The following is a 13,494-nucleotide window of genomic DNA, read 5'->3' as shown; positions in this document are numbered from 1 at the left end:
CCTCAGTAAAAAAATTTCCGGATGCCCCCCACCCCCCTGCCCGGTTTTTTTTAGGCCGGCCCCCCTCCCCCCCACCTTCCGGAACCGGAGGGGGGACTACCCCCCTTTTATCCGGTTTTTACCGGAACCGGAAGTCTGCCGGTACCGGTTGTTGTGACCGGGTAAATGCCCGATATGTTTTCATAGCAGTCTCCAGCATATTGATTCAGACAATCATGGCAGAAGCAGAACTTTTTCCCCGCAATGTGCCGTTTAAGCCCTCCGAAGCGCTGGTCACCTGGTTTATCGCCGACTTCCTCCTCCTCCTCGCCTTCATCGTGGTAGTCTGTATCCTGCCCATGGCCTCTGCCGGGGCCGTGGACGGGTATGTCGCCATCGCGATCTTCGGCCTGCTCGTTCTTGCGACCGGGCTGTTTTTCACGTGGACCAGGCTGTACTATGAGTCCATGTTCTACGAGCTCCATGCCGACGAGCTCCGCTGGCGCCGCGGGGTCTGGTTCAGGACCACCGGCATTGTCCCGTACAACCGGATCACCAACCTCGATCTCCGGCAGGGCCCGGTCATGCGCCGGCTCAATATATCGAGCATCGCTGTCCAGACCGCCGGGTATTCCGGGCAGGGAACGCCGGAGATCCGCATCGAGGCGATCGAGCACGCCGAGGAACTCCGCGAACTGTTACGAAAGGCAGTCCATGCCTGCAACAGTGGATCCGGCGATGCAACCGGGACCGGCCGGCAGGAAGCCCCCGCCGCTGCCGAACAGCCGATAGCACCTATGACCACGAGCATCCTGATGCTCGACGAGCTCCGCAGGATCCGCCAGCTCCTCGAACAACAGAAAAAGTAAGGGCGGGATCCGGCGGTACCGCCGGCAGCCCTTATAACCCCCGGCCTGACTGCGGGAGGCGGTCCGGGCCGCATATACCCGTTTTTACCGTATCCCTTTCATCCGGCACGCCCGCACCGGTGAACGCCAACGGTGATTATTCTTCGATAGCGATGATGGCCGCCGGGCAGAGATCGGCGGCATCGCGGGCACAGCCGATGGTATCGGGCAGCACGATACTTGCCGAAAGATCGTTATTCTCCCGGTACTCCGGCACGATCTGGGAGAACGAATCTTCTTCGTTCTGCATAAAGAGCGCCGGGCACGTATCCCAGCAGGAACCACAACTCACGCACTGCATCCGGTCGATCGTTACTTTCATGGCATACCTCTCTATGCGCATGTGGGGACAGGAGCACAATAATGGTTGCGGAGGTGGCAAAGAGCCGCACCGGCCCTGTTGCCAACGGGACCCGGCCATGCACGGACTCCCGTCAGGTTAATGACCGATGGTGAAACACCCGGTAAGAACACATGCCTGCCCTCATCACGGATCCCCGGCACCAGCGTCTCCTTCTCGGAGCTGCGGCCCTCGGGATCCTGATGGACGGCCTCGACGGCTCGATCGTAAACGTTGCGCTCCCCACGATCGCCTCCGCCTTTACCACCGATACGGGCACGATCGCGTGGGTCATCATCACCTATCTCCTGATGATGGCCGGTCTTGTCCTTGTGATGGGAAGTATCGCCGACCGGGGGGCCATGCAAAAGATCTTCATTCTTGGCCTCGCGCTCTTTACGATCGGCTCTGCCGCGTGCGGCTTCTCCCCGACCCTTTCGGTGCTCCTTGCCGCCCGGGTCCTCCAGGGCATTGGTGCCGCGATGATCGCCGCGGTCGCCCCGCTCCTCTGCGTCCGCTACCTCCCGCCGACCATGCTCGGCGCGGCTATGGGCGTCCTTGGCGCATCGAGCTCGATCGGTTTTGCAGCGGGCCCGGCGCTCGGCGGGATGATCACGCATTTCCTCTCCTGGCACTGGATCTTTTTGATCAACATCCCGATCGGGATCTGCGGCATAATCCTTGCAGCGCGGGTCATCCCTGCCGACATACCGGAGCCGGGGGCCGGCACCGCACCGGTTGACATCCCCGGCGCGGGTCTCCTCTTCGGTGCCATGGCCGCGGGCACGTTCGCGCTCGAAGAGACCGCCGCGCTCGGCGGGATCGCCCCGGCGGTCGCCGCAGCCTTTGGCATAAGCGCGGCCTGCGCGCTCCTCTTTGTAGTGAGGGAGAGAACGACCGCTCATCCCCTCATACGGCTTTCCCTCTTTGGAAAATGGCAGTTCTCCGCAGTCCTTGCCGCATTCTTCCTCATCAACATCGTCTATGCCGGCGTCCTCTATCTCCTGCCGTTCTACCTTGCGGCAGGGATGCACTACAGCCTCGCGGTGAGCGGGCTCTTCCTCTTAATCCCCCCGGTCGTCACCTGCATCGTGAGCATCCCCTTCGGGCAGTGGTCCGACCGGTACGGCTGCCGCTGGTTTGCCGTTGCCTCGTGTGTGGTATTCATCGTCTTTGACGGGATCTTTGCCGCTCTTGTCCCGTCGGCAGGCATGCTCCCGCTCCTGCTCGGTCTCGTCCTCATGGGCCTTGCCATCGGGATAGCCGCCGGGCCGGCCGCAAGCCGGATCATCGAGAATGCCCCGAAAGGCGAAGAGGGCACGGGCTCGTCCCTGATGATCACCGTCATCTACTTCGGGGGCGTTGTCGGGACCGCGCTGTATGCGATGCTGCTCACCCTCTCTACTTCACAGGGTGGCGTTGTGCCCTTTGCCGAGCTCGATCCGGCAGTCTTTCTCGAAGGATTCCATCTCACCATCTGGGCCGGGCTCCTCCTCTTGGTTGTCCCGCTTCTCCTCTCCCTTGCAGTCAGGGACAAGAAAGCTCCCGCCGGGGAATCAGATGAAAAAAACCGGTAATGAAAAAGAAGGGGAAAGGTTAGTTAAAGACCGAGAAGTCGTTCTTGATGGCGATGGCCTCGATGATCGGCTTCATGGTCTCTTCGGAGATCTTGAACTTGTCCATGTACATCTGGAGAACGGCCTTCTCCTCGCCGGCAAGGACGCCGTCTGCCATGGCAATGTCGGAAAGGATTGCAAGGGTTGCGATCTTCTGTTTCTCGTCGAGCTTCTGGGCAACAAGGTCGATAACGGCAGGGAACTGGTTTGCCTTTAAGACCTGCATTGCAACGTCGATGGATTTCCTGTCGCCGCGGACGATCTTTGCAAGGTCGTTGATCTCGGATTCCTCGATTACGCCGTCGGCAGCGATGATCGTGATTGCCGAGAGCACGAGCGCGGATTTCGGTGTCAGTTCAGCCGGCTTCCCGGCAAGTCTGTCAAAAAGTCCCATATTTTTACAACTCCATTAAAAGTTCTCTAGTATTTTGCGCGTGATGCTAATTGACCGTTTCTGTAAAGCCACCGGGAAAACCGATGTCGCGTATAGTATATATTTAATTAGTATAAGCAGAGACTAATTTTTCTTGTCCCCGTATACCCGGAACAGTACGGCATCCGCACATGCTCTCGGTTCGATCCTGATACTTGTCATCGTCTTTGTAGTAGCTGCACTTGTTTTCCTTCTCTTTCCGGGGATACCCGGGTTCTATGATGGCTCGGTCCCCTCGCCAATCAAGATCACCAAGATCCGGCATGTCAATGAAAATGGAGCTTTAAAATATGACAGTTACATGGTTCTCAAAAACACGGGAACCACCGGGTATTCAAATGCCAACATCTATGCGCAGACATACCGGAACGGCGATCTTCTTCCCAGTTCCATCAAGACGATGAACGGCCATAATTACATCTCCACCCACCATTACCATATCCAGAATATGGGCGGCCAGGGATCGTGCGGCGCTACCTGGGATCCCGGCGAGATGGTCAGTATCGATTATGCAGACCGGACCTTCCATCCCGGCGATGTGGTAACCTTTGAGGTATACGATGCCGTGACCGGGCAGATCATTTCAAGGCATACGGTTACCGCGTAAAAATCAGGAAAAAAGGAGATTAGTCGTCGAGGCGCTTGAATACGCCTTTTTTTGTCTTGAAGATCTTGCAGATCGGGCAGACCCAGGTATCCGGCAGGTCCTCAAAAGCGACTCCCGGGGGAATGTTCTGCGTTTTGTCCCCTTTGGCCGGATCGTAGATATAATGGCATTCAAGACATACCCAGCGGGCGAGTTTTACCGTCTGTTGCGTCATCTGGTTACCTCGTCGATATATTCCAGTCTAAATCATCGCAGTAAAAAAATAAGAATGCTCCTGTCAGGGCAGCGACGGTTGCTTTCCGGCAAAACAGGTATGGGCTGCCCGTGCACAGATCCGGGCGACCCGGAGCGGCTCCGGGATCTTCCCTTCGGAGGTAAATGCCGCAACCAGCCGGCCGGCATCCCCGGTTTCGATCCCCCAGCTCCGGAGAAAGACCGTCCCGCCGGGCAGCTCAAAGGCCGTCCGCTCCCCGAGCCGCAGGTACGCGGCAAGGCGGGTTTCGTCGCCGGGAAAATGGTGCCGGATATCCCCTTCGAGTCCTTCGGAGTTCTCGTAGGTCACGCAGACTACCGGAAGCCCGGTTTCAGTACAGACTTTTTCCGGGTCGATGATATTGAAAAACGCGATCACGCATCCCGAGAGCAGGATCGCGCCGATGTCCCGGCGGCCAAGCGACCGGACCATGGAAAGAACCGCTTCCGTTGCATCCATGCCCCCGACCGTGACCCGGGAAAAAACAGTCCCGTCGATAACAAGATCCCTGCGCATCACGATCCCGGCGAGGGTGGACTGCGATCTCCCGGAATAACTTTCGGCGATCCCGAGCACCCGGAGGCCCTTTTTCGGGATGTGCATAGAAGCACTTATGACACCGGATTAAAAATACTATACCGATGAAGTTCAACAAAGACGAGGTCTGTATCCTGATCCCGACCTTAAACGAGAGCCTGACCATCGGGCCGGTGGTAAAGGAGTTCAGGGACCTCGGGTATTCCCATATCCTTGTCGTTGACGGCAAGAGTACGGACAATACCGTAAAAAATGCCCGTGACGCCGGTGCGGTTGTCAGGACCCAGACCGGCAAGGGAAAGGGCAATGCCATCATCGAGGCTTTCGAGGTAATAGAGCAGCCCTACATCCTGATGCTCGACGGCGACGGTACGTACTCGGCCAAGGATGCGGATAAGATGCTCACCCCGCTCTTTCTGGGGTTCGACCAGGTGATCGGCGACCGGCTGATCAATGCCGAGGAGGGCTCGTTCTCCCGGGTCAACCTCTTTGGCAACCATATGCTCAACCTGTTCTTCAAGCTCGCCCACAGCCGCGATCTCCACGATATCCTTTCGGGCTACCGGTCCTTCACGAAACTCGCCATCCAGCAGATGAACTTAAAAGAGACCGGCTTTGAGATCGAGACCGAGATGTCAGTCGAGGCGGTCAGGAACGGCCAGCGGATCATGGTCGTCCCCATCCGGTACTCCCGCCGCCCGGGCACGCCCACGAAGCTCTCCCCGTTCCATGACGGGATCCGGATCGTCTCCACGATCTACCGCCTGGCCCGGGTCAACAACCCGATGTTCTATTTCGGGATTATGGGTGCGTTCTGCGCGCTCCTTGGCCTGCTCACCGGGGTATATGTCCTCCTCGAATGGCTCCACCATATCGATCACATCCCACTCACGATCCTTACGGTGCTTTTGATCGTGGTCGGGATCGAGATCTTCATGTTCGGGGTGATCTCGGATATGCTCCTCGTCTTCCACCGCGAGATCATCCGGGAGATCCAGTTAAACCAGCCGCCCCGGCAAAAATAACTTTTTTTATCCGGCCCCTGCCGGGAAAACAGTAAAAAATCAGAACCGGTCCTGTACGGGATCCGGGAAGAACATCCGTTTATATGCAATGATCCGGCTGGAATGCTCGGCAAGCGAGGTGAGCTGGAATGCTTCGTCGAGCGTTGCGCCCGCAGCAAACGTCCCGTGCCCCCGGGCTACGACCAGCTTGTGCTCGGTCATCGCACGGGCAACGGCATCGGCAAGCCCCTGCGTGCCCGGTGCTCCTGCAACCACCGGGATCGTCCGGCAGAACATCTCCCCTTCGCTGTCCAGCGGCACGATCTCGTCGGCGCCGAGGGATGCGGCAATGGCGTACGGGGGATGGGCGTGTACGATCGCCTTATACGGCATCGAAGTATAGACCGCAAGGTGGACGCGGTACTCGCTCGACGCCTCTTTGGGAACCGGTCCCTTGAAAGGCACAAAGACCGGTTCGCCCGGGTCGTCGAGATAGGCCCCGGTCCTCTTGATAGAAAAGCCGGTATCGTTCCGCACGCTCATGTTGCCGAAGTTCCCCCCGACAAGATGTTCGGCAAACAGGCGTTTGCCTATCCGTTCAAAGCCAGGATCCTGCATCCTTCGCACCTCTTTGTTGTACATCGCTCTTTTGCGTATTCAACAATACGGGCATGGGCCTGGCTGTATGCGGAAGTATCCGGGGGAAGCACGCTCTCGAAGAGGCTTTTCAGGCCCGGGCGCGGCGTTTTGATCCCGGCACACGCAGCTATCCTCACTGTATAGGCATCGATCACAAAACTCGGGCGCAAAAAGCCATAGCAGAGGATACTGTCCGCGGTCTCCTCGCCAACACCGTTTACCGAGAGGAGGCCGGCGCGGAGTTCGTCTGTCGGCATCCCCTCCATACGCCCGATCCCCCCGCAGCTTTCCATCACGTAGTTTGCAAGGCCGAAAAGCCGGCGCGCTTTCATCCGGTAAAACCCGGTGCACCGGATCGCCTGCTCGACATCCGCGGGTGCAGCCGTATGGAGCGCGGCAATCGAGCAGAGGTTTTTGTCTTTTAAAAGAGCGAGCGCTTTTTTCACATTCTCCCAACGTGTCTGCTGGGTGAGGATGGCGCCGATCATCACCTCGCCGGTATCTCCCGGCCACCAGGAGATCCCGCCGTACTTCTCTTCGAGAACGGAAAGGATCCGTTCCGCCTTACGTTTATCTTCAGCGGAACTGGATCCCGACATCGTGCATCTTGTTGTACCGGGCGATATTGAGCACCAGCGGGGTGAGCGGTTCGATCATGGTCGAGACCGAGAGCGGCCCGGCGTTAAACGCCTGGAGGTGCGAGATTTTGTTGACGAGATCCATTACCCGGTGCTTTGCATCGTCGTCATCGCCGCAGACCGGCACCGAGTAGGAGAGTTCCTCGTCAATCGCTTTCCAGCGGTTTGCCGCGATCGTGTTGAACGCACAGCAGAGCCGCGCCTCTTTGGGGAGGAGCTTTTTTATCATGAGCGCCGCAGAGCCCTCGGCCGGCGGGACAAAGACGAAATGGTCCATCTTTTCCATCGGGTTGACCGGGCTTATCACGATCTTGTCTTCAAAGCCGTGGAGACCGGAAAGGGTCGGGACAACGTGTTTGAAGGGGATCGCGAGGATCACGATGTCGCCCTTGTCCACGGCATCCTGGTTGGTGGCGCCGGCAAGCGAGCACGCCTGTCCCCGGTTCTGTAAGGTCTCCCGGGTCATCGTGCAGGTGGCCTCTGCCTTCTCCTGTTCGCGGGAACCTACCACTACGTCAAAGATGGGGGAGAGGCGCATGGTCATGCCCTCGCCGATATCCCCGGTGCCGCCGACGATACCGATCTTCACTTATCCCACCAGCGGCTGGAGCAGTTTTTCGAGCGTTGCCGCGTCGGTAACGCCTTCCATCCTCTGGACAACCCTGCCGTCTTTTTCGATAATGAGCGTCGGGACAACCTGGATCCCGTACTTCTCCGCAAGGGCCATGTTCTCGTCTACATCAACCTTTTTAATCTCAACAGCATCGCCCAGTTTGGCTGCCAGGGCTTCGATGATCGGCGTCTGCATCTGGCAGGGGCCGCACCACGTGGCAAAGAAGTCGTACAGAACCGGTTTTGTCATGAAATCATACCCGGTAGAGTACTCGGTAAAAAAAAAGATAAACCTATGGTATTTGTTACTCGGAGAGGATGTCCATGATGATCTTGCCGTAGGCCGGCCGGGTCACCACGACACCTACGATCACACCCATGATGGTGATGATCGCAAAGCCCTTGAGGGTCGAGAGATCCATGAGGGCAAGCGGGAGCATTGCGATGATGACCGTTGCTGCTGCGATCATGATGATCGTGAGCGCCCGCCCGAGCCTCTTTAAGTAGACGTTGGGGGACGGCACAATGCCCTCGTGCAGGATTTCATCGGTGATGACGACCAGCTGATCGATACCCGTACCTACGACGGCTATCAGTCCCGCTATCGTTGGCAGGTCCATCTGGAACTTGATCGCGCTGATGAACCCGAGAAGGATCACGATCTCCGAGGCATTGATGAGCACCATCGGGAGGACGATCCGCGGCTCGCGGTACCGGTAGTAGATCACAAATCCGACCGTGATGAGCGCGAGGATGAACGCGATCATGCACATGGTCATGTAGTGGGCCCCGAGCGATGCCGAGGTCGAACCGGAACCTGCGATCTTCACGTCAACCGGGAGCGCTCCTGCCCGGAGGTGGATCTCGAGGTCGGTTGCCTGCTGCATGCCGTAGGTGCCGGTGCCGGTCGAGGCAGTCATCGAGTGGGTCGCTGTACTCTGGAGCGACGAGGCGAGATCCGTGGAGAGCGGCGCGGAGTACACCGTCTTGTTATCGAGGATCATCGCCAGCTGGTGGTTGTTCGGGTCGGTTGTTGCGCCGTACTTGATGGCGGCCTGCCGGAATGTTTCTGCTCCTGCCGGGCTCAGCGTGAAACTGACGCCCCAGTCGCCCCGGGTATCCTTGTTCGGGGTCTGGACGCTCGTGATGGAGTCGCCATAGAGCACGTGCTCGGTCTGGTTGCCCGCCGTCTGGATCCGGATCTCGAACTTACCCTGTTTGCCCACAATCTGCTGGGCTTCGTTCATGTCGACGCCGGCCATCTCCACCCGGACGTACCGGGCAACGCCGTTAACACCGGTAAGGACGTTCACTTTCGCGTCCTTGGTGCCCATCGAGTTGATCTTGTTCTCTAAGATGGTCTTTACATCGGCAGCAGTATCCTTGGAGACTCCCTGTTGGTACGAGACGATCTTCCCGCCGCTCGCCGCGAAATACGGTTCGAGCTGGGCCTGGGTGTAATATTTACGGATTTCAAGATGGTTTGCATCGACTACTTCCACATCGGCATCGAGGCTTTTGGAGAGGTTTGTTACAAACGTGTCGACCGGCTGTGTGGTAGAGTAGCCCACGACTTCCGACTGGAATTCGAGCTGGAGCCAGGCCCCCTGCTGGAGGTCGAGGCCGTACTGGAGGTTGGTGGTCAGGTTCCCGTTATCGTCGAAGTGGGGATAGATTGCCACGACCGACAGGATAAGGAGGATCGCAAGCGTGAGAACCCGCCAGTCCGTGGCGAGTGCCTTGACCTTGTCATGCTTCATTTCCCGCCTCCCTTTGTGACATACCATTTCAGTATGCCGACGTTTGTGAGCCATGTGTTCATGATATCGAAGATAAGCCCGATGAGGAGCACGGCCGAGATCTCTTCAACAACCTGCACCTGCCCGATCCATGAAACGATGAGGAGGACGACAACAGCTGCAAGCGTTGTAGAGGTCATGATGATACCGGTATGGAAAGCCCCTGAGAGTTTTTCGTTGAGTTTTCCCTGCCGTTTCAAGACCCGTGTCGTGAGTAAGATATCACTGTCCACAGAATACCCGATGAGCATGAGGAGCGCTGCGGTTGTCCCGAGCGTTAAGGGGATACCTACAACGTTCATCATCGCCGCGGTCATTACCATGTCGGCAAATGCCGAGAGGACGACTGCAACGGAGGGAACAAAGGTCCTAAAGGAGATGAAGACCACGATTGCCATGCCGATAAAAGCAAGGATCATGGCAAGGAGTGCCTGGTCCTGGAGTGTCTTACCGAACGCTTCGCCGATCTGGTCGATGCGTGCATCCGGGTATTTCTCGGAAACCAGTTTTGTCAGGCCCTGGTATTTCGTATCGTCCATGGCGGAGAAGGTCAGGAATTTCCCGTTGTTTACGCCTTCGCTGATGCTCACGAGCGGGTAATCGGCAAAGACTGCCCGGAGCTGGTCGGAAGAATCAGGAGTGATCACGGTGATGGCAGTACCACCGGAAAAGTCGATTCCCGGCTTGACCGGCATGCCGACCGTTACCGTAACATACGCAAGCACCACAAGCGCAATGGCAAGCAGCACCAACGGGATTATCACCAGTTGTTTTGGTGAATATTTCTCGATGTTATAACTGAATAATCCCATATCATACTCATCTGTTCATGAACGATTAAATAATTACCAGATAGCCGGGCCGGCTGTACAGGAACCGGATCGGGCCCCCTTACGGCCTGTGATGCCGGATTTCGCAGAATATTTTTGTTCCCTGCCAAAACGGACGGATTTTCAATCTGGGTTTGTAAAACCGGATAAATACAAAAATATATATGTAGCCGGCCGCGATCATTAAACCATGAGATCTCAGTTCGAGATCGAACGGATGATTGAGGGAAGGCTCATGGCCTACCTCAACCGGGATAAGACCGGTCTCCGCCGCGAGGTACTCAGGCTTTTCCTGCGTATCCGGCAGGTGACGATCACCGCTATCATGGAGGGACTCAAAAACCAGTTCTCGGTCTCGTTCCATGCAATCGCGTCGATGGTCGGTATTATCGCGTCCCGCATCGGCATCCTCCGGGTAAGCCGCAGTGTGGGGGGCATCACCACGTACGAGCTAAAAGAGAAATACTCGTCGATGGTGGTCCGGCTGGTCGGGGCGTAAAGCTGCCCTTGCCAAACAAACACCATACCCGTTTTTTAAGGTGCCCGGATAATAGTACGGGCATAATGCCCGGCCAGAGTTCCGATGCTTCCGGTACTGCCCGTACCGCCGATGTCCCTGCGATTGCTGTTTCACCGGAAGTAAAAAACTATATCGAAAAGAGGAACTGCGATTTCCGTATCTGCACCTCCTGCGGCGGGCCTGTTCTCCTCCCGATAAGGATAAAACCGCCCAAGAAGAGCGATGTCCTCATCACGGTCGCCGGCCACACCGTCTATATCTCTATCCACCAGGTGCGGTATCTCGATGAAATCCGGGCCGAGATGATCCCGTTTTACGAAGAGCCGGATGGTTCATGCGCCGATGAGTTTTAAAGAGATCCCCCATACCGCAGATGTCAAGATCCAGGCCCTGGCACCTACCCCCGGTGCCCTTTTTGGGGAGGCCTGTGCGGCGCTGATGCAGGTAATGTACGGCGACGACCGGCGCGGCGGGACAAAGCGGGAGTGCAATCTTACCGGGGAGGATCAGGAATCGCTCCTCTGCGATTTCCTGTCAGAAGTCCTCTACCTGTCCGAAGTCGACGGGCTGGTCTTTTCCTGTGCCGATGTAAAGCTCGACGGCCTGAACCTTTACGCAGTGCTTGACGGGGAGCCCTTCGACCCTGCCCGGCACAACAAGGGGACCGGGGTAAAGGGCATCTCCTACTCCGGCCTAAAAATCAGCCACGATGCCAAGGGATATATGCTGGAGATCGTATTTGATGTATAAGAGGGAGCGGCAATGATCGACGGTGTAATTCGGCTCGCAGGCGATGAATGGGAGATCCCGAAAGGGTTTGTACCCGGGATGCGGGTGCCAGGTCGGTTCTTCCTTTCCGATTCGCTTGCGGCACTCCTTGAACCGGGAGCCGTCCAGCAGCTGGCCAATGTCGCCACCATGCCCGGCATCGTGCGGTCCGCGTACGGGATGCCGGATATCCACTGGGGCTATGGTTTTCCCATCGGAGGGGTAGCCGCGTTCACGCTCGACGAGGGGGTAATCTCCCCGGGCGGCGTGGGGTTTGATATCAACTGCGGTGTGCGGCTTTTTACGACACCCCTCGCAAAAGCCGATATCAAAAAGCCCCGGGAGCTGGTCGAGTCACTGTACAAGGCCGTGCCGACCGGGGTCGGGGCAAAGAGCACACAGAAGATCTCGCCAGCCGACCTGACAGCGATGATGGAGAAGGGCGCCCGGTTTGCCGTTGAAGCCGGTTTTGGGGTGGAACGAGATCTTGACCGGTGCGAGGATCGGGGCTGCATGAAGCAGGCAGATATCCGTGCGGTCTCGCCCAAGGCCCGGGCCCGCGGCATTCCGCAGGGAGGTACGCTCGGGTCGGGCAACCACTTCCTCGAAGTGCAGGAGGTCAGCGAGATCTACGACGAAGCGGCGGCACAGGCCTTTGGTCTGGTAAAAGGCCAGGTCTGCTGCATGATTCACTGCGGATCGCGGGGCCTCGGCCACCAGGTCTGCACGGACCATCTCAAGGATCTTGAGACTGCGACAAAGAAGTACCAGATCGCGCTTCCCGACCGGCAGCTTGCCTGCGCACCGCTCCAGTCGCCTGAAGGGAAAGCATACTTCGGTGCCATGGCAGCCTCGGCCAACTATGCGTGGGCGAACCGGCAGCTGATCATGGATGCAGCCCGCCGGCAGTTCATGCGCATGTTCTCCCTTGCCTATGAGGACATGCCGCTTGTCTACGATGTAACGCATAATGTGGCAAAGATCGAGGAGTATGCCGTGGACGGGCACCGGGTCCCGCTCTGCGTTCACCGGAAAGGGGCGACGAGGTCGTTTGGGCCCGGTGCGCCGGACCTCCCTCCCGATCTTACAGGGATCGGCCAGCCGGTGATCATCCCGGGCAGCATGGGCACCTCCTCCTATGTCCTCAAAGGGACGACGGCGGCAATGGAGCGCACCTTCGGGAGTACCTGCCACGGCTCGGGGCGGGTCATGAGCCGGTCGCAGGCAAAAAAGAAGCAGACCGGCAAAGAGGTTGCCGATCACCTGCTCGAACAGGGGATCATTGTCCGGGCGCCAAACGAGGCGGCAATTGCCGACGAGGCCCCGGAGGTATACAAGCCCAGCAGCGAGGTCGTGGAGGTTGTGGCCCGCGCCGGCATTTCCGCACTCGTGGCCCGGCTCACTCCCATTGGAGTGATCAAGGGATGAGCTGCCGGGCAGGGTTTGTGTGGGAGACCCCCCAGCCCTTTGTCCGGTATATCGAGGACTGCGGGATCCCCTGCGAGCTTGTCACCCCCTATGTACTTGCGGCTCCTTTTTACCGGGGATCGTTTACCTGCCTGATTATCCCCACCGGCTTTGGCAACCCGGCCTACTGCCGCCTGCTGCCGGCGCTCCGCGCCTCGGCAGATCGTATCCGCCGGTACGTGGAGAACGGCGGCAACCTCCTTGTTTTCGGGGCCATGATCGACAAGGAGGGCGTTTACGACTGGCTGCCGTTCTCCGTCACTTACCGGCATGCATTCTCCCCCCGGAATGTCTCATGCAGCGGAACGGGGCTTGCAGGCGACCTTGTCCATGATTACGATCCCACCTGTATCGAGTGCGACGGGACGTTTTCCCCGCACGAGGGGGAGGCCACGGGCACTGATGGCGGGTCGGCGATCGTTATTGAGAAAAAGGTCGGGGCCGGGACCGTGCTCGTGACAAGCGTCCACGAATACCCGTCCCGCGGATTTATCCAAAAATTCTGCGGGTCCGGCACACAAACCTTATTTTAAAAGAAAAATAC

At 58.0% G+C, this 13,494-nt stretch carries 19 protein-coding genes; 9 read left to right on the top strand and 10 right to left on the bottom strand.

All coding sequences use genetic code 11. The features are described from left to right. The first annotated feature begins 215 nt into the window (after positions 1 to 215). Positions 216 to 848 (top strand): PH domain-containing protein, encoded by a 633-nt coding sequence (locus tag BP758_RS04825; RefSeq protein ID WP_292369257.1) that lies wholly within the window; start codon positions 216 to 218, stop codon positions 846 to 848. Positions 849 to 984: 136 nt separating this feature from the next. Here the strand turns inward: BP758_RS04825 and BP758_RS04820 are convergent, their stop codons facing one another. Then, entirely contained in the window at positions 985 to 1,209 is a 225-nt protein-coding gene (locus BP758_RS04820) for a ferredoxin (RefSeq protein ID WP_292369256.1), read from the bottom strand. A gap of 152 nt (positions 1,210 to 1,361) precedes the next feature. On the opposite strand from BP758_RS04820, the gene BP758_RS04815 reads away from it, so the two are divergent. Beyond that, a complete protein-coding gene (locus tag BP758_RS04815; RefSeq protein ID WP_292369254.1) occupies positions 1,362 to 2,804 on the top strand; it encodes an MFS transporter in 1,443 nt (480 codons plus the stop codon). 19 nt (positions 2,805 to 2,823) lie between these two features. Here BP758_RS04815 and BP758_RS04810 read toward each other — a convergent pair whose 3' ends face one another. Then, on the bottom strand, positions 2,824 to 3,237 hold the full coding sequence (locus BP758_RS04810) for a TerB family tellurite resistance protein (RefSeq protein WP_292369252.1): 414 nt from the start codon (positions 3,235 to 3,237) through the stop codon (positions 2,824 to 2,826). Between the two features lie 133 nt (positions 3,238 to 3,370). On the opposite strand from BP758_RS04810, the gene BP758_RS04805 reads away from it, so the two are divergent. Beyond that, a complete protein-coding gene (locus BP758_RS04805; protein ID WP_292369250.1) occupies positions 3,371 to 3,883 on the top strand; it encodes a hypothetical protein in 513 nt (170 codons plus the stop codon). Positions 3,884 to 3,902: 19 nt separating this feature from the next. Here BP758_RS04805 and BP758_RS04800 read toward each other — a convergent pair whose 3' ends face one another. Beyond that, positions 3,903 to 4,097, bottom strand: a complete 195-nt coding sequence (locus tag BP758_RS04800; RefSeq protein WP_292369248.1) for a rubredoxin — start codon at positions 4,095 to 4,097, stop codon at positions 3,903 to 3,905. A gap of 63 nt (positions 4,098 to 4,160) precedes the next feature. After that, entirely contained in the window at positions 4,161 to 4,739 is a 579-nt protein-coding gene (locus BP758_RS04795) for a DUF99 family protein (RefSeq protein WP_292369246.1), read from the bottom strand. Between the two features lie 38 nt (positions 4,740 to 4,777). Here BP758_RS04795 and aglJ point away from each other — a divergent pair, with 38 nt between their 5' ends. Next, the gene (gene aglJ, locus BP758_RS04790; RefSeq protein ID WP_292369244.1) at positions 4,778 to 5,698 is read left to right on the top strand and encodes an S-layer glycoprotein N-glycosyltransferase AglJ; all 921 of its coding nucleotides are present in this window, start codon (positions 4,778 to 4,780) and stop codon (positions 5,696 to 5,698) included. A gap of 39 nt (positions 5,699 to 5,737) precedes the next feature. Here aglJ and BP758_RS04785 read toward each other — a convergent pair whose 3' ends face one another. The 6 genes from BP758_RS04785 to BP758_RS04760 are packed head-to-tail and all read right to left on the bottom strand — an operon-like array spanning position 5,738 to position 10,177. Then, positions 5,738 to 6,295 carry an aldolase gene (locus tag BP758_RS04785; RefSeq protein ID WP_292369242.1) on the bottom strand — a complete coding sequence of 186 codons (558 nt, stop codon included), beginning with the start codon at positions 6,293 to 6,295 and terminating at the stop codon, positions 5,738 to 5,740. Next, positions 6,268 to 6,915 (bottom strand): endonuclease III domain-containing protein, encoded by a 648-nt coding sequence (locus BP758_RS04780; RefSeq protein ID WP_292369240.1) that lies wholly within the window; start codon positions 6,913 to 6,915, stop codon positions 6,268 to 6,270. Before BP758_RS04780 ends, BP758_RS04785 begins: the two co-directional genes overlap by 28 nt. Beyond that, the gene (npdG, locus tag BP758_RS04775) at positions 6,893 to 7,543 is read right to left on the bottom strand and encodes an NADPH-dependent F420 reductase (protein ID WP_292369238.1); all 651 of its coding nucleotides are present in this window, start codon (positions 7,541 to 7,543) and stop codon (positions 6,893 to 6,895) included. Before npdG ends, BP758_RS04780 begins: the two co-directional genes overlap by 23 nt. After that, positions 7,544 to 7,816, bottom strand: coding sequence for a thioredoxin (gene trxA / locus BP758_RS04770; RefSeq protein WP_292369236.1), 273 nt, complete (start codon positions 7,814 to 7,816; stop codon positions 7,544 to 7,546). A 55-nt stretch (positions 7,817 to 7,871) separates the two neighbouring features. Next, positions 7,872 to 9,326 (bottom strand): preprotein translocase subunit SecD, encoded by a 1,455-nt coding sequence (locus BP758_RS04765; protein WP_292369234.1) that lies wholly within the window; start codon positions 9,324 to 9,326, stop codon positions 7,872 to 7,874. Further along, complete coding sequence (locus tag BP758_RS04760; protein ID WP_292369232.1) at positions 9,323 to 10,177, bottom strand: protein translocase subunit SecF; 855 nt, start codon at positions 10,175 to 10,177, stop codon at positions 9,323 to 9,325. Before BP758_RS04760 ends, BP758_RS04765 begins: the two co-directional genes overlap by 4 nt. Positions 10,178 to 10,385: 208 nt before the next feature. Here BP758_RS04760 and BP758_RS04755 point away from each other — a divergent pair, with 208 nt between their 5' ends. The 5 genes from BP758_RS04755 (at position 10,386) to BP758_RS04735 (ending at position 13,483) form a co-directional block, all read left to right on the top strand. After that, complete coding sequence (locus BP758_RS04755) at positions 10,386 to 10,694, top strand: DUF2551 domain-containing protein (RefSeq protein ID WP_292369230.1); 309 nt, start codon at positions 10,386 to 10,388, stop codon at positions 10,692 to 10,694. A gap of 65 nt (positions 10,695 to 10,759) precedes the next feature. Continuing rightward, entirely contained in the window at positions 10,760 to 11,068 is a 309-nt protein-coding gene (locus BP758_RS04750; RefSeq protein WP_292369228.1) for a hypothetical protein, read from the top strand. Then, entirely contained in the window at positions 11,058 to 11,465 is a 408-nt protein-coding gene (locus BP758_RS04745; protein WP_292369227.1) for an archease, read from the top strand. Before BP758_RS04750 ends, BP758_RS04745 begins: the two co-directional genes overlap by 11 nt. A 12-nt stretch (positions 11,466 to 11,477) precedes the next feature. Beyond that, a complete protein-coding gene (locus BP758_RS04740; protein WP_292369225.1) occupies positions 11,478 to 12,911 on the top strand; it encodes an RtcB family protein in 1,434 nt (477 codons plus the stop codon). Further along, positions 12,908 to 13,483: a hypothetical protein gene (locus tag BP758_RS04735; protein ID WP_292369223.1), complete on the top strand. Its 576-nt coding sequence runs from the start codon at positions 12,908 to 12,910 to the stop codon at positions 13,481 to 13,483. The genes BP758_RS04740 and BP758_RS04735 overlap by 4 nt, the downstream gene beginning before the upstream one ends. Positions 13,484 to 13,494: the final 11 nt, after the last annotated feature.

Source organism: Methanoregula sp. UBA64 (assembly GCF_002502735.1).
Classification (GTDB): Archaea; Halobacteriota; Methanomicrobia; order Methanomicrobiales; family Methanospirillaceae; genus Methanoregula.
This window is presented reverse-complemented; position numbering and strand designations above follow the sequence as displayed.

Excerpts from the sequence above, each read along its gene's own strand:
- BP758_RS04825 (WP_292369257.1), top strand. The coding sequence starts at position 216 with ATGGCAGAAGCAGAACTTTTTCCCCGCAATGTGCCGTTTAAGCCCTCC.
- BP758_RS04820 (WP_292369256.1), bottom strand. The coding sequence starts at position 1,209 with ATGAAAGTAACGATCGACCGGATGCAGTGCGTGAGTTGTGGTTCCTGC.
- BP758_RS04815 (WP_292369254.1), top strand. The coding sequence starts at position 1,362 with ATGCCTGCCCTCATCACGGATCCCCGGCACCAGCGTCTCCTTCTCGGA.
- BP758_RS04810 (WP_292369252.1), bottom strand. The coding sequence starts at position 3,237 with ATGGGACTTTTTGACAGACTTGCCGGGAAGCCGGCTGAACTGACACCG.
- BP758_RS04800 (WP_292369248.1), bottom strand. The coding sequence starts at position 4,097 with ATGACGCAACAGACGGTAAAACTCGCCCGCTGGGTATGTCTTGAATGC.
- BP758_RS04795 (WP_292369246.1), bottom strand. The coding sequence starts at position 4,739 with ATGCACATCCCGAAAAAGGGCCTCCGGGTGCTCGGGATCGCCGAAAGT.
- aglJ (WP_292369244.1), top strand. The coding sequence starts at position 4,778 with ATGAAGTTCAACAAAGACGAGGTCTGTATCCTGATCCCGACCTTAAAC.
- BP758_RS04785 (WP_292369242.1), bottom strand. The coding sequence starts at position 6,295 with ATGCAGGATCCTGGCTTTGAACGGATAGGCAAACGCCTGTTTGCCGAA.
- BP758_RS04780 (WP_292369240.1), bottom strand. The coding sequence starts at position 6,915 with ATGTCGGGATCCAGTTCCGCTGAAGATAAACGTAAGGCGGAACGGATC.
- trxA (WP_292369236.1), bottom strand. The coding sequence starts at position 7,816 with ATGACAAAACCGGTTCTGTACGACTTCTTTGCCACGTGGTGCGGCCCC.
- BP758_RS04765 (WP_292369234.1), bottom strand. The coding sequence starts at position 9,326 with ATGAAGCATGACAAGGTCAAGGCACTCGCCACGGACTGGCGGGTTCTC.
- BP758_RS04760 (WP_292369232.1), bottom strand. The coding sequence starts at position 10,177 with ATGGGATTATTCAGTTATAACATCGAGAAATATTCACCAAAACAACTG.
- BP758_RS04755 (WP_292369230.1), top strand. The coding sequence starts at position 10,386 with ATGAGATCTCAGTTCGAGATCGAACGGATGATTGAGGGAAGGCTCATG.
- BP758_RS04750 (WP_292369228.1), top strand. The coding sequence starts at position 10,760 with ATGCCCGGCCAGAGTTCCGATGCTTCCGGTACTGCCCGTACCGCCGAT.
- BP758_RS04745 (WP_292369227.1), top strand. The coding sequence starts at position 11,058 with ATGAGTTTTAAAGAGATCCCCCATACCGCAGATGTCAAGATCCAGGCC.
- BP758_RS04740 (WP_292369225.1), top strand. The coding sequence starts at position 11,478 with ATGATCGACGGTGTAATTCGGCTCGCAGGCGATGAATGGGAGATCCCG.
- BP758_RS04735 (WP_292369223.1), top strand. The coding sequence starts at position 12,908 with ATGAGCTGCCGGGCAGGGTTTGTGTGGGAGACCCCCCAGCCCTTTGTC.